Genomic DNA, 18543 nt, shown 5'->3' with positions numbered 1-18543 from the left:
ATACTTTCAGCCAGCTTTCGCTGGTGAAAAAACTTACTGGAGGGAGTGAAACTCTATTGCTGGTCAAGGCGGCACTGTGGGAGCGAGCCTGCTCGCGAAGGTCATTCGCGAGCAGGCTCGCTCCCACGGTTTGAATCACCGTCTCTGTGCGGGCTTTAATCCATCTTCAGGACTTTAGCCAAGACGATTTTCGGGCCTTTCATCTTTTTGATGATGATGCGCAGGCCTTCGACTTCCAGTTGCTCTTCTTCTTCGGGCACCCGTTTGAGGGTGTCGTAGATCAGGCCCGCAATGGTTTCGGCTTCAATGTGGTCAAGGTCTACACCCAACAAGCGTTCGATCTTGAACAACGGCGTGTCGCCGCGTACCAGCAGTTTGCCGGGTTGATAAGAGAGGATGCCGCGCTCGGCCTTGCGGTGTTCGTCCTGGATGTCACCGACCAGCACTTCCAGCACGTCTTCCATGGTCAGGTAGCCCACCACCTTGCCGTCCGCTTCTTCGACCAGGGCAAAGTGAGCACCGCCCTTGCGGAACTGCTCCAGCAATTGGGACAGCGGCATGTGTCGCGACACGCGCTCCAGCGGCCGGGTCAGCTCTTCAAGGTTGAAGGTTTCAGGCAAGTGATCAAGGTCGGCCAACTCGAGTAGCAGGTCCTTGATGTGCAGCAAACCGACGAAGGTATTGGTGTCTGCGTCATAGACCGGGTAACGGCTGAATTTGTGACGACGGAACAGCGCCAGGATTTCCTTGAGCGGGGCCTTGGAGTCCAGGGTCACAAGGTCTTCGCGGGAGTTGGCCCAGTCGACCACTTCCAGCTCACCCATTTCCACCGCCGAAGCCAGTACACGCATGCCCTGGTCACTCGGGTCCTGACCGCGGCTGGAGTGCAGGATCAGTTTGAGTTCTTCGCGGCTGTAGGCGTGATCGTGATGGGCGCCGGGCTCACCTTGGCCAGCAATACGCAAAATGGCGTTGGCGCTGGCGTTGAGCAGGTAAATCGCCGGGTACATGGCCCAGTAGAAGAGGTACAGCGGCACGGCGGTCCACAGCGACAAGGTCTCTGGCTTACGAATGGCCCACGATTTAGGGGCCAGTTCGCCAACCACGATGTGCAGGTACGAAATGATGAAAAAGGCGGTAAAGAACGACACACCCTTGATCACTTCAGGCGACTCGACACCGATGGCACCCAGCAGCGGCTCCAGTATGTGGGCGAACGCCGGTTCACCGACCCAGCCCAGCCCCAGCGATGCCAAGGTGATACCCAGTTGGCAAGCCGAAAGGTAGGCGTCGAGCTGGTTATGAACGGTGCGCAGGATCTGTCCGCGCCAGCCGTTGTCCTCGGCAATCGCCTCGACTCGGGTCGAGCGCAATTTGACCATGGCGAATTCGGCCGCAACGAAAAAACCGTTGAGCAAAACCAGGATCAGAGCAAAAAGAATCATGCCGAAGTCGGCGAAGAGTGTCGCGAGGGTCAAGCCAGGGGAAGGGTCCATGATGGAGTTTTACGGGTTCCGTCGTTACAAATGGGGAGATATGGCCAAACAATGTAACGGCTGATGTGGCCCTTGCCTAGTGGGCAAAGGCCGCAGGGCCTAGTCGACCCGCGTTTGGGCCTGTGATTTTGTCACCTGGATCGGCGCAAAATGGCAGGTAAACGTGCTGCCGTGGCCCAACACGCTGCTGATCTCCAGACGCGCACGATGGCGCAACAAGACATGCTTGACGATAGCCAGCCCCAACCCGGTGCCGCCAGTGCTGGCGTTTCGGCTGGAATCCACGCGGTAGAAGCGTTCGGTCAGGCGCGGCAAGTGTTTGCTGTCGATGCCCACACCCGAATCCTGCACGCTCAAGTGCGCTCCACTGCTGTCCGCCCACCAGCGAATGCGCACGCTGCCACCATCGGGGGTGTATTTGACCGCGTTAAAGACCAGATTGGAAAACGCGCTGCGCAATTCGGCTTCACTGCCTTTGAGGGCGCAATCGGCTTCGACGTCCAGGGTAATTGTCTGGTTGCGCTGCCCTGACAACGCCTGGGCGTCGCTTTTGATCGAGCGCAGCAACGTGTCGATAGCCACCGGCTGGTTATCTGAGGGGTAGTCCGTGGCTTCGAGTTTGGCCAACAACAGCAAGTCGTTGAGCAAGGTCTGCATGCGCTCGCCCTGTTGCTGCATTTGCGACAAGGGGCGTTTCCAGCGCGGATTCACGTCGTCGACATTATCGAGCAGGGTTTCCAGATAGCCGCAGATCACCGTCAACGGCGTGCGCAGTTCGTGGGACACGTTGGCGATAAAGTCTTTGCGCATTTGCTCCAGCTGATGGATCCGCGTCACGTCGCGCACCAGCATCAGGTGTTCGTTATTGCCATAGCGCGTGATGTAGAGCTGGATGCGTAAGTGATCGTTGACCGGCGAGGGGATATCCAGCGGCTCAACGTAGTTGCCCTGCTCGAAATATTCCTTGAAGCGCGGGTGACGGACCAGATTGCTCACAGGCTGGCCGCTGTCCTGGGGCGTCTTGAGCCCCAGCAGGGTCTCGGCTGCGCGGTTCCACCATTCCAGGTTGCCGTCGCTGTCGAGCATCACCACCGCGTCCTGCAGGGCTGCCGTGGACTCTTGTACCCGATCGATCACCGCTTGCAGACGCCCACGCACACGCTGATCGCGGCGTTGCAGGTGGTAGATGCTGTCGAACACTTCGCCCCACAGGCCATAGCCATCGGGGGGGGCTTCGTCGGGTTTGTGCTGGCGCAGCCATTCGTGCAAACGCAACAACTGCTTGAGGGTCCAGCCCAAATAAAACGCCAGGCCAATGGCCAGGCTCCAGCCGTAATAGCCACTGAGCAGCCCGACCACCAGGCAGCCTGTGACCAGAAGCAACAAATGACGAATCAGAGTGCCATGCCAGTTTTGATTCACGTCGCGCGGGTCCTTGCTTGCCGTTGGATCAGATAAAGCCGGTATCAGGCCTTGGTAGAGAACCGGTAACCGGTGCCACGCACGGTTTGTACCAGATTTTCATAGGCCTCACCGAGGGCTTTGCGCAGGCGGCGGATGTGCACGTCTACGGTGCGCTCTTCCACGTAGACGTTGCCGCCCCACACCTGATCGAGTAATTGGCCGCGGGTGTAGGCACGCTCCTGGTGGGTCATGAAGAACTGCAGCAGGCGGTATTCGGTAGGGCCCATTTCGGCGGGGGTGCCGTCGATGGTTACGCGGTGGCTGATCGGATCGAGCAGCAAGCCGCCGATCTCGATAGGGGATTCAGCATCGGCCGGGCCTGCACGGCGCAGAACGGCTTTGAGGCGGGCAACCAGTTCACGCGGGGAAAACGGCTTGGTGATGTAATCATCAGCACCCACTTCGAGCCCCTGGATCTTGTTGTCTTCTTCACCTTTGGCCGTGAGCATGATGATCGGGATATCACTGGTCAGCTCTTCACGCTTGAGGCGCCGGGCCAGCTCGATGCCCGAGGTGCCGCCGGGCAGCATCCAGTCAAGCAGGATCAGGTCCGGCTTGCGGTCCACGATAATGGCGTGGGCGTCCTGAGCATTATCGGCTTCAAGGCAGTCGTAGCCCGCCATTTCCAAGGCCACGGCGATCATCTCGCGAATCGGCGCCTCGTCATCAACGATCAAAATGCTCCTGCCTACCATGCCGTAATCCTCATGTCATTTAACTGTCTTGTGGCGCATTAGATAACGGAATTATTGCAGTCGTGTGACAGCTTTGGGTGTGGAGCGCGTGCTAACGGTTAGTGAACTACGCTTTGAGTTCAAATCGTACAACCACAAACAGGACGATTCCGATGATTTCTAGCTCGTTTTCCCTCAAGACATTGCTGTTGGCTGCCGCCTTTACCCTACCCGGTATGGCGTTTGCGGCTGATCCGGCGATGACCAAGGATGGCATGCTCGTCGACCATAACGGTATGACGCTCTATACCTTCGCCAAGGATGCGGGCGGCAAATCGATGTGCAATGACAAGTGTGCCTCCAACTGGCCACCGCTGGCTGCCGAGAGCACGGCCAAAGACATGGGCAAATGGACGGCCATTAAACGCGATGACGGCCATATGCAATGGGCCTATGACGGCAAGCCGCTGTATACCTTTGTCATGGACAAAAAGGCTGGCGACGCGACTGGAGACGGCAAAATGGACGGAGCCTGGAAGGTGGCCAAGCCTTAGGAGGATCAAAAACCCCTCACCCTAACCCTCCGGGAGAGGGCTGGGGTGAGGGGCTTCTGACCGCAGCCTATAAAAAAACCTCGCCCCCTTCACAGGGGGCGAGGTTTTTTATGGCGCTCGCCTTAACCCGCGTTTGTCGAATGCGGACGACGTACATCCGGCTGTTTCCAGGACTCCGCCGCCGACTCGTCGATGGCTTGCTGAATGGCCTTTTTGCGGTGCTCTTCAGCACGACGGCTGAAGAACCACACCATGAAGGTCACCAGCGACACCGCCAGCAGGATCAGGCTGGCCACGGCGTTGATCTCGGGCTTAACCCCCAGACGCACCGCCGAGAACACTTCCATCGGCAAGGTCGTGGACCCCGGCCCCGACACGAAGCTGGCCAGTACCAGGTCGTCCAGCGACAGGGCAAAGGACATCATGGCGCCCGCAGCCAGTGACGGCGCGATCATCGGGATGGTGATCAAAAAGAACACCTTCCACGGCTTGGCACCCAGGTCCATGGCCGCCTCTTCGATCGACAGGTCCAGCTCACGCAGACGCGACGACACCACCACCGCCACATAGGCCGAGCAGAACGTGGTGTGGGCGATCCAGATGGTGACGATGCCACGCTCTTGCGGCCAGCCAATCATCTGCGCCATGGCCACGAACAGCAGCAACAGCGACAGGCCGGTGATCACTTCCGGCATCACCAGCGGCGCCGTCACCAGGCCGCCAAACAGCGTGCGACCCTTGAAGTGCGAGATACGGGTCAGTACGAACGCCGCCAGGGTGCCCAGCGCTACCGCTGCAATCGCCGTGTAAAAGGCGATTTCCAGGGAGCGCATCACCGAGCCCATCAGTTGCGTGTTGTCCAGCAGGCCTACATACCACTTCAGCGACCAGCCGCCCCACACCGTGACCAGCTTGGAAGCGTTGAACGAGTAGATCACCAGAATCAGCATCGGCAGGTAGATGAACAGCAACCCCGCGACCAACATGAAGCTAGAAAAACGGAAGCGATTCATATCTTGCCCTCCAGCTCTTTAGCCTGGCTGCGGTTGAACAGAATGATGGGCACGATCAGGATCGCCAGCATGACGACGGCAAGCGCAGACGCTACCGGCCAGTCACGGTTGTTGAAGAACTCTTGCCACAACACTTTACCGATCATCAGGGTTTCCGGGCCGCCAAGCAGTTCCGGAATCACGAACTCGCCCACTACCGGGATAAACACCAGCATGCAGCCGGCGATGATGCCGTTTTTCGACAACGGAACGGTGATTTTCCAGAAGCTGTTGATGGTGCTCGAACCCAGGTCAGACGCGGCTTCCAGCAGGCTGGTGTCGTGTTTCACCAGGTTGGCGTACAGCGGCAGGATCATGAACGGCAGGTACGAATAGACGATGCCGATGTACACCGCGATGTTGGTGTTGAGGATCTGCAGCGGTTCGCTGATCCAGCCCATCGACATCAGAAAGCCATTGAGCAGGCCGTTGTTGCTGAGGATGCCCATCCACGCATACACCCGGATCAGGATCGCGGTCCAGGTCGGCATCATGATCAGCAGCACCAGCACGGTCTGCATCTCTTTGCGCGCATTGGCGATGGCATAGGCCATCGGATAACCGATCAGCAGGCACAACGCCGTGCTGAAAAACGCCATCTTCAGCGAGCCCAGGTAGGCAGCGATATACAGTTCGTCGTCGCCCAGCATGGCGTAGTTGCCCAGATTCAGCAGCAGCTGAACTTTCTGCTCAACGTAGCTGTAGATCTCGGTATACGGCGGGATTGCGACGTCGGCTTCAGCAAAGCTGATCTTCAACACAATGAAGAACGGCAGCATGAAAAACAAAAACAGCCACAGGAATGGAATCCCGATGACCACATGACGGCCACCGGGGGTTATTCGTTGCAGTCGGCGTTTAAGCTTTCGCATGTTCATGAGCGAAGTACCACGCCGCTGTCGTCTTCCCACCACACGTAGACTTCGTCATCCCAGGTAGGACGCGCGCCACGGCGCTCGGCGTTGGCCACAAAGGACTGCACCAGCTTGCCGCTCGGCAGTTCAACGTAAAACACCGAGTGACCGCCCAGGTAGGCGATGTCATGCACCTTGCCGCGCGACCAGTTGTACTCACACGCCGGTTTCTCGGTGGTGACGAGCATTTTTTCCGGGCGGATGGCGTAGGTGGTGTGTTTGTCTTCCACCGAAGTGCTGACACCGTGACCGACGTAAATGTCGTTCTCCAGTTCCGGGCACTTGATGCGCGCATAGCCTTCAGCGTCGTCGACCACTTCACCGTCGAACAGGTTGACGTTGCCAATGAACTCGCACACCAGACGGCTGACCGGTGTCTCGTAGATGTCGATCGGGCTGCCGATCTGGGCAATCCAGCCCAGGTGCATGATGGCAATGCGCTGGGCCATGGTCATGGCCTCTTCCTGATCGTGGGTCACCATGACGCAGGTCACGCCGACGCGCTCGATGATTTCCACCAGCTCAAGCTGCATCTGCGAGCGCAGTTTTTTGTCCAGCGCGCCCATCGGCTCATCGAGCAGCAGCAGTTTCGGGCGCTTGGCCAGCGAGCGGGCCAGGGCCACACGCTGGCGCTGACCACCGGACAACTGATGAGGCTTGCGCTTGGCATACTGGCTCATGTGCACCAGCTTGAGCATTTCGCCCACGCGGGCATCGATCTCGGCATTGGACATTTTGTCCTGCTTGAGGCCGAAAGCGATGTTCTGGGCCACGGTCATGTGCGGGAACAGCGCGTATGACTGGAACATCATGTTGATCGGCCGCTCGTAGGGCGGCATGTCAGTGATGTCTACACCGTCGAGGAAAATACGACCCTCAGTTGGGCGCTCGAAACCGGCGAGCATGCGCAGCAAAGTAGATTTGCCCGATCCCGATCCACCGAGCAGGGCGAAAATTTCACCCTTGTTGATTTCCAGGGACACATCGTCCACGGCAATCGTCTCGTCGAATTTTTTCGTGACCCGGTCGATTTTGACCAGCACCTTTTTAGGTGTCTGGTCGCCCTCGAGGGCTTTCTTATAGGCGCCGGAGGCAACAGCCATTACGAAACTCCCAACAAATTTAGCAGCCCAACCCAGATAGTCGGGCCTTGGATAGGTGGTCTTGCGAGATTACTTGCCCGTCTTGACCTTGGTCCACGTACGCGTCATCAGACGCTGTATTTTCGCAGGCAACTCGGTTGAGACGTATGTCTTGTCCAGCACCGCCTGAGTGGGGTAAACCGCTTCATCGCTGCGAATGGACTCATCCATCACCTTGTCGGACGCAGGATTGGGGTTGGCGTAACCGACATAGTCGCTGACCTGTGCAATCACTTCAGGCTTGAGCAAGTAGTTGATGAACGTGTGGGCCTCCTTGACGTTGCCGGAGTCCTTGGGGATGGCCAGCATGTCAAACCACAGGGCGCCGCCTTCCTTGGGCACGATGTAGGCGATGTTCACGCCCTTTTTTGCATCCTCGGCACGCGCCTTGGCCTGGAACACATCACCGGAAAAGCCAATCGCAACACAGATGTTGCCGTTGGCCAGGTCGGAGATGTATTTGGAAGAGTGGAAGTAGGTGACGTATGGACGCACCGACATCAGGGTTGCTTCTGCCTTTTTGTAGTCCTTGGGGTTGGTGCTGTTGGCATCCAGGCCCAGGTAATTGAGTACGGTTGGCAGCATTTCATCAGCCGAATCCAGGAAGGCTACGCCGCACTTGGACAGCTTCTTCATGTTCTCGGGTTTAAACACCACATCCCAGGAGTCGATGCTATCGACGCCCAGTGCTTCTTTGACTTTATCGACGTTATACCCAATGCCATTGGTGCCCCACAGATACGGCACTGCATATTGGTTACCCGGGTCATTGGCCTGAAGGCGCTTGAGCAAGGCCGGGTCGAGGTTGGAATAGTTCGGCAGCTGCGACAAGTCGAGCTTCTGAAACGCGCCCGCCTTGATCTGCTTGCCCAGGAAATGGTTAGACGGAACGACCACGTCATAACCGGTACGCCCGGCCAGCAGTTTGCCTTCCAGGGTTTCGTTGGAATCGAAGACGTCATACACGGGCTTGATGCCGGTAGCGGCCTCAAAATCAGCCAGCGTGTTCGGCGCGATGTAGTCCGACCAGTTGTAAATATGCACCGTAGGTGCCGCTTGCACGCTGACGGCGAACGTCAAACCGGCCCCGACCAACAAGGTCTTGCGAAACAAAGATATAGACACGTGATGGTCCTCTAAATAGGTGGGCCTGAGTTGCCCGCGTCACACGGCAGTCGAGCCGCCAAAGACAAAACCGGCGCGCAACTTACCCTCGATAAACCGACACAGCAAAGTTTTCCGCGATTAATTACCGTAAAGCCCTGATTTGTATCCGTTTAAACCAAATTTTGTAGCCGCTGCCGCAGGTTGCGAAGGGGATCGCGGGGCCTTTGGGACAACGGGTTGCTACGCACCCCTTCGGCAGCGACTACAGCGTTTGGTTATTTACCGGACTTGATCTTGGTCCAGCTGCGCGTCAGCAAACGCAACGTTGTAGGCGGCAAATCGCTGATTGCGTACAGCTTGGCCTTCACTTCATCGGACGGGTAAATGCTCGGGTCGCCAGAGATGTCTTTATTCACCAGTGGCGTTGCAGCCTTGTTACCGTTCGGGAAACGCACGCTGTTGGTGATCTCGGCCATGATTTCTGGCTGCATCAGGAAATTCATCCAGGCGTAAGCGGCGTCAACGTTCTCGGCATCCTTGGGAATGGCGACCATGTCATAGAAACTGCCAGCACCTTCTTTAGGTATCACGTACTTGAGCTTGACCTTGTCGCCGGCCTCTTTGGCACGGGAGATGGACTGCTCAAGGTCACCCGAGTAACCCACCGCGACACAGATGTTGCCGTTGGCAAGGTCGGAGATGTACTTGGAGGAGTGGAAGTAGCCAACCGAAGGACGAATTTTCAAGAACAGCGCTTCGGCTTCAGCCAGTTGCTTCTTGTCTTGGGAATCAGTCGGGTAGCCCAGGTAGTGCAGGGCGGCCGGGATCATTTCGGTCGGCGAATCGAGGAAGCTTATGCCGCAGCTCTTGAGCTTGGCAGCGTTCTCGGGCTTGAACAGCACGTCCCAGGAATCGATGGTGTCGACGCCCAAAGCAGCCTTGACCTTCTCAGGGTTGTAGCCAATACCGATGGTGCCCCACATGTAGGGGAACGCATGTTTGTTGTCTTTGTCGCTGGCATCGCCAACGGCCTTGAGCAACGCAGGATCGAGGTTTTTCCAGTCAGGGAGCTTGGAACGGTCCAGCTCCTGGTAAACCCCGGCCTTGATCTGCTTGGCCAGGAAATTGTTGGATGGCACGACGATGTCGTAGCCGGACTTGCCCGCCAGCAGTTTGGCCTCAAGGGTCTCGTTGCTGTCGAACACGTCGTAGACCACCTTGATACCGGTTTGGTCTTCGAATTTTTTAACGGTGTCAGGCGCGATGTAATCGGACCAGTTGTAAATGTGCAGAACCTTGTCCGCAGCTTGAGCTGCCCCAGCCATCACACCCATCAAGGAGAGAGCGAGAAGTGTCTTGCCAGCTTTTTTAAATCCGGATGCCGTCATCTGTAATGCTCCAATTGTTCTTTTAAACCACCGATTCAGCGACCTGATCTCAAGGTGACTAAAGCCGGAGGCTAGTCTGGCAAGATCTGGGGCAGGCTTTCAAGGAAAGAGCCTTGATTCTTAAGGCCCTGAGCGCAATTGCCTACTTTAAAACCGAAGTTGTCTTGCGCCCAAAGCCTAGCAGTTAACCTTGCAATGTTTCCAAGGTCAGATCCAGGCACTTACGCGCCTTGGTCACCAGTTCGTCGATCTCGTCTTTGCTGATCACCAGTGGCGGCGAGATGATCATGGTGTCGCCGACGGCACGCATGATCAGACCGTTAGCGAAGCAGAATTGGCGGCAGATCATGCCAACACCACGGCCTTCGTAACGTTTGCGGGTGGCTTTGTCCTGCACCAGTTCAATGGCGCCCAACAGGCCCACACCACGCACTTCGCCCACCAACGGGTGATCGTTCAGTTCACGTAAACGCTTTTGCAAATACGGTGCCGTTTCGGCGTGAACCTTCTCGATAATTTTTTCTTCGCGCAGGATGCGGATGTTTTCCAGTGCCACTGCTGCCGCTACCGGATGACCCGAGTAGGTGAAGCCGTGGTTGAAATCGCCACCTTCGTTGAGCACGGCAACCACTTCGTCGCGCACGATCAGGCCACCCATCGGGATGTAGCCCGAGGTCAGGCCCTTGGCGATGGTCATCATGTCCGGCTTAAGGTCGTAGAAATCGCTACCGAACCACTCGCCAGTGCGACCAAAACCACAAATCACTTCATCGGCAACAAAGAGAATGTCGTACTTGGCCAGGATTTCCTTGATGCGCGGCCAGTAGGTGGCTGGCGGCACAATTACGCCGCCCGCGCCCTGGATCGGCTCGGCAATAAAGGCACCGACAGTGTCGACGCCCAGCTCGAGGATTTTTTCTTCAAGCTGATTGGCTGCCCAGATGCCGAACTCTTCCGGGGACATGTCGCCACCTTCACCGAACCAGTACGGTTGAGCGATGTGGGTGATGCCCGGGATCGGCAAGTCGCCCTGTTCATGCATGTAGGTCATGCCGCCCAGGCTGGCACCGGCCACGGTGGAGCCGTGGTAGCCGTTTTTGCGGCTGATGATGGTTTTCTTGTTGGGCTGGCCCTTGATCGCCCAGTAGTGGCGAACCATACGCAACATGGTGTCGTTGCCTTCAGAGCCTGAGCCGGTGAAGAACACGTGATTCATGCCTTCAGGCGCGATCTCGGCGATGGCTTTGGACAGCTCGAGCACCGGCGGGTGCGCGGTCATGAAAAACAGGTTGTAGTACGGCAGTTCGCGCATTTGCTTGCTGGCGGCTTCAGCCAGCTCGTCACGGCCATAACCGATGGCAACACACCACAGGCCGGCCATGCCGTCGAGAATCTTGTGACCTTCGCTGTCCCACAGATACACGCCCTTGGCGTGCGTGATGATGCGTGGGCCAACTTCCTTCAACTGTTTGAAGTCGCTGAATGGTGCCAGGTGGTGATCGTTACTCAGTTGTTGCCATTGAAGGGTTTGCGGGTTCTTGTTAGTCATACAGCTCTCCTTTTATTCAGTAGAGGAGGGGCGCGCCTCCAAGGCGCAGCCCCTCGGCGTGTCAGACGGCGAACAGCAGGAATTCCCGCTCCCACGAACTGATGACGCGCTTGAAGTTTTCATGCTCGGCACGTTTGACGGCCACGTAGCCTGCAATGAACTTGGTGCCCAGGTACTTCTCGACAGTCTTGCTGCTTTCCATGCGGGCCAATGCCTCTTCGAGGGTCAAAGGCAGACGCAAATTACGACGTTCATAACCACGACCCACTACGGGTGCGCTCGGGTTGATGCCCTCGACCATACCGATGTAGCCACACAGCAAGCTGGCCGCAATGGCTAGGTACGGGTTGGCGTCGGCGCCCGGCAAACGGTTTTCAACCCGGCGGTTTTGCGGGCCTGCATCCGGCACACGCAGCCCCACGGTACGGTTCTCTTCGCCCCATTCCACGTTAACCGGTGCCGAAGTGTCCGGCAGGAAGCGGCGGAAGGAGTTCACGTTCGGCGCGAACAGTGGCAGCAGCTCTGGAATGAACTTCTGCAACCCGCCGATGTGATTGAGGAACAACTGGCTCATGGTCCCGTCTTCATTGGAGAAGATGTTTTTGCCCGTGTTGATGTCGATAATGCTCTGGTGCAAATGCATGGCGCTGCCAGGCTCACCGGTCATGGGCTTGGCCATGAAGGTGGCGGCTACGTCGTGCTTGAGCGCGGCTTCGCGCATGGTGCGCTTGAACACCAGAATCTGATCGGCCAGCGACAGTGCATCACCGTGACGGAAGTTGATTTCCATCTGCGCCGTGCCGTCTTCGTGGATCAGCGTGTCCAGATCCAGCTCTTGCAGCTCGCACCAGTCATAAACGTCTTCGAACAGCGGATCGAATTCGTTGGCCGCTTCAATAGAGAAAGACTGACGACCCGTTTCAGGGCGACCGGAGCGACCAATCGGCGGCTGCAACGGATAGTCCGGGTCGTCGCTGCGCTTGGTCAGGTAAAACTCCATTTCTGGCGCCACAATCGGCTGCCAGCCGTGGTCGGCGTAGAGTTTGAGGACCTTTTTAAGCACGTTGCGCGGCGACAACTCAATCGGGTTGCCCTGCTTGTCGTAGGTGTCGTGAATCACCTGAGCGGTGGGCTCAATCGCCCACGGCACCATAAACACTGCGTTCTGGTCAGGACGGCAGATCATGTCGATATCGGCCGGGTCCAGAAGCTCGTAATAGATGTCGTCTTCGACATAGTCGCCCGTTACGGTTTGCAGCAGGACGCTTTCGGGCAGGCGCATGCCTTTTTCAGCAATGAACTTGTTGGTCGGCGAAATCTTCCCGCGAGTAATCCCGGTGAGGTCGGCGATCATGCATTCGACTTCTGTGATCTTGTGGTCTTTCAACCAATCGGTGAGCTGGTCGAGGTTGTTACTCATAAATGCCTCTGGGCTGAGTGTCCTGACTTGAATAAGTCAGGCGTTTACTGACGCATCCGCGTCGCGTTGTGTTGCGCGCCTTCTGCAGGCATCTCCAAATGCCTGGAAGAGGGCGAGATAATTCGGGTTAGAGCTTACCTGCCATTCGGGGTGCCACTGAACCGCTAAAGCAAAAGCCTTGCCGCCCTCCACCGACACCGCCTCAACCAGACCGTCCGGGGCAATCGCTTCAACCCGCAGGCCCGGCGCTACCCGCTCGATACCCTGGGTGTGAATCGAATTGACCTCGAACTCCGCCGGCAAGCCCAGGCCTGCCAGGACGCCGCCGGGTTGAACGTGCATGGCGTGGCTCGGCGCGTATTGCACCTCAACCGGGGCGCTGGGATCTTCGCGATGCTCAATAAAGCCTTCGACTTCGTGCAATTTCTGGTGAAGTGAGCCACCCAGAGCTACATTCAACTCCTGAAAGCCGCGGCAAATGCCGAGCACCGGAACGCCAGCCGCCAGTGCAGCACGAATCAAGGGGAGGGTAGTGCGATCACGGTCAGGATCATGCAGCGTGCCTGGCACGCTGGCCGAACCGCTATAAAGATGGGGTTCAATATTGGAGGGCGACCCGGTAAAGAGGATGCCGTCCAGACCGTCAAGAATATCGGTCGGATCAATCAGTTCCGCCAGGGACGGAATGATCAGAGGCAAGCCTTTGGCAGCCACTGCAACTGCTCGCACGTACTTATCGCCAGTGATGTGATAAGGATGCAAACCGATCTGCTTGGTGCAGGCGGTAACGCCGATTAACGGCAGGCGTGACATGTAACACCCCGGTATTATTGCTGTTATGGGTTTGAATCGAGCTTAGCCTTGTTCATTTTTTTACACAACACCCCCGTAAAAAATACAACACGGCCCGCTCAAGCCTGCGGTCGGCAACAATTGAAACAGGGCAAACACGCCCCAAAAAGCGTCAAAAATGGCCTTTAGGCGCTTTTTCAGGGCAAAAAAGAGGCTGCTTGACTTCGGTATGCCGTTCGGGTTGACTGAATCCCGTAGCGCTCAATGATTGATATTTTTAACAACAAAGGTGTTGCATCATGTCGGTACCCCCGCGTGCCGTTCAGCTTAACGAAGCGAACGCGTTCCTTAAGGATCATCCTGAGGTTCTGTACGTAGACCTTCTCATTGCGGATATGAATGGTGTGGTGCGCGGTAAGCGCATCGAACGCACCAGCCTGCACAAGGTCTACGAGAAAGGCATCAACCTGCCGGCCTCTCTATTTGCCCTTGATATCAACGGCTCAACGGTGGAAAGCACCGGTCTGGGTCTGGATATCGGTGACGCAGACAGAATCTGTTATCCCATCCCCGACACCCTGTGCAACGAGCCGTGGCAAAAGCGCCCAACCGCGCAACTGCTGATGACCATGCACGAACTTGAAGGTGAACCATTCTTCGCCGATCCACGTGAAGTACTTCGCCAAGTTGTTACCAAGTTTGACGAAATGGGCCTGACCATCTGCGCGGCTTTCGAGCTGGAGTTCTACCTGATTGACCAGGAGAACGTTAACGGTCGCCCACAGCCTCCACGTTCGCCGATCTCCGGCAAACGTCCGCACTCGACTCAGGTTTACCTGATCGACGACCTCGATGAATACGTCGACTGCCTCCAGGACATTCTGGAAGGTGCCAAAGAGCAAGGCATCCCGGCTGACGCCATCGTCAAAGAAAGTGCCCCGGCGCAGTTCGAAGTGAACCTGCACCACGTTGCCGACCCGATCAAGGCCTGCGACTACGCGGTACTGCTCAAGCGTCTGATCAAAAACATCGCCTACGACCATGAGATGGACACCACGTTCATGGCCAAGCCTTACCCGGGCCAGGCGGGCAACGGACTACACGTTCACATATCGATTCTGGACAAAGAGGGCAAAAATATTTTTGCCAGCGAGGATCCCGAGCAGAACGCCGCATTGCGTCATGCGATCGGCGGTGTGCTGGAGACCCTGCCAGCGCAGATGGCCTTCCTTTGCCCGAACGTCAACTCCTACCGTCGTTTCGGCGCACAGTTTTACGTGCCGAACTCGCCGTGCTGGGGCCTGGACAACCGTACTGTGGCGATTCGCGTCCCCACCGGCTCGTCCGACTCGGTCCGTATCGAACACCGGGTTGCCGGTGCCGATGCCAACCCGTACCTGTTGATGGCCTCTGTACTGGCCGGCGTTCACCACGGTCTGACCAACAAGATCGAACCGGGCGCACCTGTCGAAGGCAACAGCTACGAGCAGAACGAGCAAAGCCTGCCAAACAACCTGCGCGATGCGTTGCGTGAGCTGGATGACAGCGAAGTCATGGCCAAATATATCGACCCGAAATACATCGATATTTTTGTCGCCTGTAAAGAGAGCGAGCTGGAAGAGTTTGAACACTCCATCTCCGACCTCGAATACAACTGGTACTTGCATACCGTGTAAGCGATTGCAGTCCAAAAGAACGCCGCAGGCCTCACCGCCTGCGGCGTTTTTTTATGGCCGCCAGGGTCGTACAATGCGCACTGCCCCGCAGGAGACACCCATGACGCGCCTTGCCACACCTCGAAAGTCACGCGCTCGCAGTCAGCTGCGGATCGATTCAATACTCACTGCTGCCCGCACACTGCTGGCAGAAGAAGGGGTGTCCAGCCTGTCGATTTACAGCGTGGCCGAACGCGCTGAAATCCCGCCGTCATCGGTCTATCACTTTTTTGCGGGAGTGCCCGCGCTCCTCGAAGCGCTGACCGGTGATGTACACGCCGCGTTCCGCGCCTGCCTGCAGGCGCCGATTGAGCATGACGCGCTCAATGGCTGGGGGGATCTGTCGCGCATCGTTGAGCGGCGCATGCTGACGATCTACAGCGAAGATGCAGCGGCCCGACAACTCATCCTGGCCCAGCATGGTCTCACCGAAGTCACTCAGGCCGACCGCCAGCACGACATTGAACTGGGCCAACTGCTGCATGACGTATTCATGCGTCATTTTGAGCTGCCAGCACTGCCACAGGACGTCGACGTATTTGCCCTGGCAATGGAGTTGGGTGACCGCGTGTATGCGCGTTCGATTCAATTGCACGACTGCATCACCCCGCGCATGGCCGAAGAAGGGATGCGCGTGGTGGATGCTTATCTGGGACTGTACTTGCCGACTTTTTTGCCGAAACGTGTAAGCCCGTCAAACACCTGACCGTAAGCCTGCATCAACTCTTGTGAGATTGCCTTTGTGGGAGCGGCTCAGAACGGCGCATCACCCAAAATGGTCGCACGATGCATCACGCGGCGATTGGGGCGGTAGTCGTCCACGGCGTAATGCTGGGTCACGCGGTTGTCCCAGAAAGCCACGTCATTTTCCTGCCAGCGCCAGCGAATGGTGTATTCGGGGCGGGTGGCATGGGCGAACAGCAGCTTGAGGATCGCTTCACTTTCAGCCTCTGAAAGTTCGTTGATCTTCGTGGTGAAACCTTCGTTGACGAACAGCGATTTACGCCCGCTTACCGGGTGCGTGCGAATCACCGGGTGCGACAGGGGCGGATTGTTTTTACGGGTGAGTTCCCAACGTGCCAAATCTTCCGGGGTCGATCCAAAGCGCTCCAGCGGGAACGACTTGGTGAAGTCGTGAGTGGCCGTCAACCCCTCCAGCAGCACCTGCAGCGGCCTGGACAACCCTTCAAACGCGGCGATTCCGGCCGCCCACAACGTATCGCCACCAAAGGCTGGCAGTTGCTTGGCACTCAATACCGCGCCCATGGCCGGCGTCGGCAAAAAGGTTACGTCGGTGTGCCACACCGCGTTATCGCGCACGTCGGTCACGGCCGTGTCCAGCACCAGCACTTCTGGCTGCTCCGGCACGTTGGGATAAATCGGATGAATATGCAGATCGCCGAAGTTGGCGGCAAAACGTGCCTGCTGCTGGGGCGTAATCGACTGATTCCTGAAGAACACCACATGATGCGCCAACAACGCTTGCTCGATGGCATCACGGTACTCAAGGCTCAGGGGTTGAGTCAGGTCGACGCCGTCAATCTGGGCGCCCAGGGCAGAGCTAATCGGGGTAATGGTCAGGCTCATGATCTGTCTCTTTATCAGCGCGCCGATTAATCAGCGTCGAGTTCTGTTAATTAGTGAGCCTGGCCGTGCCACGGCACCAGCTTGCGTTGCAGGGCGCGCAGGCCCATTTCCATGGCAAAGGCGATGATGGCGATCACCAGAATCCCCAGCACCACCACATCGGTGACCAGAAATTGCGCGGCGGACTGCACCATGAAGCCCAGGCCACTGGTGGCGGCGATCAGCTCGGCGGCCACCAGGGTCGACCAGCCCACGCCCAGACCAATGCGTACTCCGGTCAAAATATCCGGCAAGGCACTCGGCAAAATCACATGGCGAATCAGCTGCCAGCGCGTGGCGCCCAACGACTGCGCCGCATGCACTTTGGCCGGGTCGACCGTGCGTACGCCCGTCGCGGTAGCAATGGCAATCGGGGCAAAAATCGCCAGGTAAATCAGCAATACTTTCGACAACTCGCCAATGCCGCACCAGATCACGATCAGCGGCAAATAGGCCAAAGGCGGAATCGGACGATAGAACTCGATCAGCGGGTCGAAAATCCCCCGCGCAATCCGGTTGTGACCAATGGCGATACCCACCGGCACTGCCGTCAGAATCGCAAAGCCCAGCCCCAGCCCGATACGGCTCAAACTCGCGCCCAGGTGTTGCCACAGGGTGGAGTCCATATAGCCAGCGGTCGCGAGCAACCAGCCTTTTTGCAGCACGGCAGAGGGCGGTGGCAAAAACAGCGGCTCGATCCACCCGCCCGCAGTGACAGCCCACCAGACGGCGATCAGAGTGACGAGGGTCAGGACGCTGATCCAGCGCGTGCTCAGGCTGCGTTTAACCGGGCGCGGTGCGTGGGGCACAGCAATGGGGGCGCCAGTAACGGCTTCATAACTGCTCATGCGCGCTCCTGCCGCTGGGCGGCACCGCGTTGTGAAAACACGCGCTCAAGCACATGTTCACGGGTTTCGATAAAACGAGGGTCGGACTTGATCGAGCGGGCAGACTCGCCCGCGTTGTAGCGCTGGCCAAAATCCAGGGTCAGCCGTTCAACAATGCGACCCGGGTTAGGCGCCAACAAGATCAAATCCGTGGCCAGAAACACCGCTTCTTCAATGTCGTGGGTAATCAGGAAAACGGGTTTGTCAGTGCGGCGGCACACTTGCAGCAGCAGCTCTTGCATCTGCTCACGGGTAAAAGCGTCAAGCGCACCGAACGGTTCATCCATCAGCAGCACGCGCGGGTCGGCAGCCAAAGCACGGGCAAGGCCCACGCGCTGTTTTTGCCCGCCCGATAGCTCCCACACCCGGCGACTCTCAAAGCCGGACAAATCCACCAGCGCCAGCATTTCACGCGCCCGGTCTTCACGTTTGTTGCGCGGCACACCGGCCAGCTCAAGGCCAAAGGCTACGTTCGCCAACACGTCTTGCCACGGCAGCAGCACGTCGTCCTGAAACACCACCCCGCGCTCGGCACTGGGGCCTTGAACCGGAACGCCATCCAGGGTAATTCGACCCCCGCTGGGCTCCACAAAGCCTGCAATCAAATTCAGCAACGAGGTTTTACCGCTGCCCGACGGGCCGAGTGCGACCAGCAGTTGTTGAGGGCCCAGGCTGACGGAAATGTCCGACAGCACCGGCTCAGCGGCGCCTGGGTACTGTGCGCTGATGCGCTCCAGCGATAACAAGGCCATGACGGTCGACT

At 57.7% G+C, this 18543-nt stretch carries 17 protein-coding genes; 3 read left to right on the top strand and 14 right to left on the bottom strand.

Features of this window, described 5'->3' with window-relative positions:
• Nucleotides 1-155: 155 nt before the first annotated feature.
• From RGV06_RS14825 to phoB, 3 genes are all read right to left on the bottom strand, one after another.
• The gene (locus RGV06_RS14825; RefSeq protein ID WP_046808807.1) at nt 156-1496 is read right to left on the bottom strand and encodes a hemolysin family protein; all 1341 of its coding nucleotides are present in this window, start codon (nt 1494-1496) and stop codon (nt 156-158) included.
• A gap of 99 nt (nt 1497-1595) precedes the next feature.
• On the bottom strand, nt 1596-2918 hold the full coding sequence (phoR, locus tag RGV06_RS14820) for a phosphate regulon sensor histidine kinase PhoR (protein ID WP_048352564.1): 1323 nt from the start codon (nt 2916-2918) through the stop codon (nt 1596-1598).
• A 44-nt stretch (nt 2919-2962) separates the two neighbouring features.
• Nucleotides 2963-3655, bottom strand: coding sequence for a phosphate regulon transcriptional regulator PhoB (gene phoB / locus RGV06_RS14815; RefSeq protein ID WP_016782809.1), 693 nt, complete (start codon nt 3653-3655; stop codon nt 2963-2965).
• A gap of 152 nt (nt 3656-3807) precedes the next feature.
• Here phoB and RGV06_RS14810 point away from each other — a divergent pair, with 152 nt between their 5' ends.
• Nucleotides 3808-4188: a hypothetical protein gene (locus tag RGV06_RS14810; RefSeq protein ID WP_046808805.1), complete on the top strand. Its 381-nt coding sequence runs from the start codon at nt 3808-3810 to the stop codon at nt 4186-4188.
• A 122-nt stretch (nt 4189-4310) separates the two neighbouring features.
• Here RGV06_RS14810 and RGV06_RS14805 read toward each other — a convergent pair whose 3' ends face one another.
• The 8 genes from RGV06_RS14805 to RGV06_RS14770 form a co-directional block, all read right to left on the bottom strand.
• Nucleotides 4311-5201, bottom strand: a complete 891-nt coding sequence (locus RGV06_RS14805) for an ABC transporter permease subunit (RefSeq protein ID WP_046808804.1) — start codon at nt 5199-5201, stop codon at nt 4311-4313.
• Complete coding sequence (locus RGV06_RS14800) at nt 5198-6118, bottom strand: ABC transporter permease subunit (protein ID WP_072022787.1); 921 nt, start codon at nt 6116-6118, stop codon at nt 5198-5200. Before RGV06_RS14800 ends, RGV06_RS14805 begins: the two co-directional genes overlap by 4 nt.
• Nucleotides 6115-7257 (bottom strand): polyamine ABC transporter ATP-binding protein, encoded by a 1143-nt coding sequence (potA, locus tag RGV06_RS14795; RefSeq protein WP_046808802.1) that lies wholly within the window; start codon nt 7255-7257, stop codon nt 6115-6117. The genes RGV06_RS14800 and potA overlap by 4 nt, the downstream gene beginning before the upstream one ends.
• A 69-nt stretch (nt 7258-7326) precedes the next feature.
• Nucleotides 7327-8421 (bottom strand): polyamine ABC transporter substrate-binding protein, encoded by a 1095-nt coding sequence (locus RGV06_RS14790; protein ID WP_322150331.1) that lies wholly within the window; start codon nt 8419-8421, stop codon nt 7327-7329.
• 257 nt (nt 8422-8678) lie between these two features.
• Nucleotides 8679-9791, bottom strand: a complete 1113-nt coding sequence (locus RGV06_RS14785; RefSeq protein WP_019828588.1) for a polyamine ABC transporter substrate-binding protein — start codon at nt 9789-9791, stop codon at nt 8679-8681.
• Nucleotides 9792-9975: 184 nt separating this feature from the next.
• Nucleotides 9976-11340: an aspartate aminotransferase family protein gene (locus RGV06_RS14780; RefSeq protein ID WP_048352439.1), complete on the bottom strand. Its 1365-nt coding sequence runs from the start codon at nt 11338-11340 to the stop codon at nt 9976-9978.
• 61 nt (nt 11341-11401) lie between these two features.
• Nucleotides 11402-12760: a glutamine synthetase family protein gene (locus RGV06_RS14775; RefSeq protein ID WP_019828590.1), complete on the bottom strand. Its 1359-nt coding sequence runs from the start codon at nt 12758-12760 to the stop codon at nt 11402-11404.
• 36 nt (nt 12761-12796) lie between these two features.
• Nucleotides 12797-13573, bottom strand: coding sequence for a gamma-glutamyl-gamma-aminobutyrate hydrolase family protein (locus RGV06_RS14770; protein WP_322150328.1), 777 nt, complete (start codon nt 13571-13573; stop codon nt 12797-12799).
• 278 nt (nt 13574-13851) lie between these two features.
• On the opposite strand from RGV06_RS14770, the gene RGV06_RS14765 reads away from it, so the two are divergent.
• Together RGV06_RS14765 and RGV06_RS14760 are read left to right on the top strand one after the other, a co-directional pair.
• Nucleotides 13852-15228 (top strand): glutamine synthetase family protein, encoded by a 1377-nt coding sequence (locus RGV06_RS14765; protein ID WP_019828592.1) that lies wholly within the window; start codon nt 13852-13854, stop codon nt 15226-15228.
• Between the two features lie 100 nt (nt 15229-15328).
• Nucleotides 15329-15973 (top strand): TetR/AcrR family transcriptional regulator, encoded by a 645-nt coding sequence (locus RGV06_RS14760; protein WP_322150325.1) that lies wholly within the window; start codon nt 15329-15331, stop codon nt 15971-15973.
• 47 nt (nt 15974-16020) lie between these two features.
• On the opposite strand, the gene tauD is transcribed toward RGV06_RS14760, so the two are convergent.
• From tauD to tauB, 3 genes are read right to left on the bottom strand one after another with little or no spacing between them, the layout of a single operon-like run.
• Nucleotides 16021-16854: a taurine dioxygenase gene (gene tauD, locus RGV06_RS14755; protein WP_019828594.1), complete on the bottom strand. Its 834-nt coding sequence runs from the start codon at nt 16852-16854 to the stop codon at nt 16021-16023.
• 50 nt (nt 16855-16904) lie between these two features.
• Nucleotides 16905-17741 (bottom strand): taurine ABC transporter permease TauC, encoded by an 837-nt coding sequence (tauC, locus tag RGV06_RS14750; RefSeq protein ID WP_322150322.1) that lies wholly within the window; start codon nt 17739-17741, stop codon nt 16905-16907.
• Complete coding sequence (gene tauB, locus RGV06_RS14745; protein ID WP_046808795.1) at nt 17738-18532, bottom strand: taurine ABC transporter ATP-binding subunit; 795 nt, start codon at nt 18530-18532, stop codon at nt 17738-17740. Before tauB ends, tauC begins: the two co-directional genes overlap by 4 nt.
• Between the last annotated feature and the right edge of the window lie 11 nt (nt 18533-18543).

The organism is Pseudomonas sp. CCI3.1, assembly GCF_034313985.1.
Taxonomy (GTDB): domain Bacteria; phylum Pseudomonadota; class Gammaproteobacteria; order Pseudomonadales; family Pseudomonadaceae; genus Aquipseudomonas; species Aquipseudomonas psychrophila.
This window is presented reverse-complemented; position numbering and strand designations above follow the sequence as displayed.

Bases quoted from the DNA above. Each gene is read 5' to 3' on its own strand.
- RGV06_RS14825 (WP_046808807.1), bottom strand. From the start codon at position 1,496: ATGGACCCTTCCCCTGGCTTGACCCTCGCGACACTCTTCGCCGACTTC.
- phoB (WP_016782809.1), bottom strand. From the start codon at position 3,655: ATGGTAGGCAGGAGCATTTTGATCGTTGATGACGAGGCGCCGATTCGC.
- RGV06_RS14810 (WP_046808805.1), top strand. From the start codon at position 3,808: ATGATTTCTAGCTCGTTTTCCCTCAAGACATTGCTGTTGGCTGCCGCC.
- RGV06_RS14805 (WP_046808804.1), bottom strand. From the start codon at position 5,201: ATGAATCGCTTCCGTTTTTCTAGCTTCATGTTGGTCGCGGGGTTGCTG.
- RGV06_RS14800 (WP_072022787.1), bottom strand. From the start codon at position 6,118: ATGAACATGCGAAAGCTTAAACGCCGACTGCAACGAATAACCCCCGGT.
- potA (WP_046808802.1), bottom strand. From the start codon at position 7,257: ATGGCTGTTGCCTCCGGCGCCTATAAGAAAGCCCTCGAGGGCGACCAG.
- RGV06_RS14785 (WP_019828588.1), bottom strand. From the start codon at position 9,791: ATGACGGCATCCGGATTTAAAAAAGCTGGCAAGACACTTCTCGCTCTC.
- RGV06_RS14780 (WP_048352439.1), bottom strand. From the start codon at position 11,340: ATGACTAACAAGAACCCGCAAACCCTTCAATGGCAACAACTGAGTAAC.
- RGV06_RS14775 (WP_019828590.1), bottom strand. From the start codon at position 12,760: ATGAGTAACAACCTCGACCAGCTCACCGATTGGTTGAAAGACCACAAG.
- RGV06_RS14770 (WP_322150328.1), bottom strand. From the start codon at position 13,573: ATGTCACGCCTGCCGTTAATCGGCGTTACCGCCTGCACCAAGCAGATC.
- RGV06_RS14765 (WP_019828592.1), top strand. From the start codon at position 13,852: ATGTCGGTACCCCCGCGTGCCGTTCAGCTTAACGAAGCGAACGCGTTC.
- RGV06_RS14760 (WP_322150325.1), top strand. From the start codon at position 15,329: ATGACGCGCCTTGCCACACCTCGAAAGTCACGCGCTCGCAGTCAGCTG.
- tauD (WP_019828594.1), bottom strand. From the start codon at position 16,854: ATGAGCCTGACCATTACCCCGATTAGCTCTGCCCTGGGCGCCCAGATT.
- tauC (WP_322150322.1), bottom strand. From the start codon at position 17,741: ATGAGCAGTTATGAAGCCGTTACTGGCGCCCCCATTGCTGTGCCCCAC.
- tauB (WP_046808795.1), bottom strand. From the start codon at position 18,532: ATGGCCTTGTTATCGCTGGAGCGCATCAGCGCACAGTACCCAGGCGCC.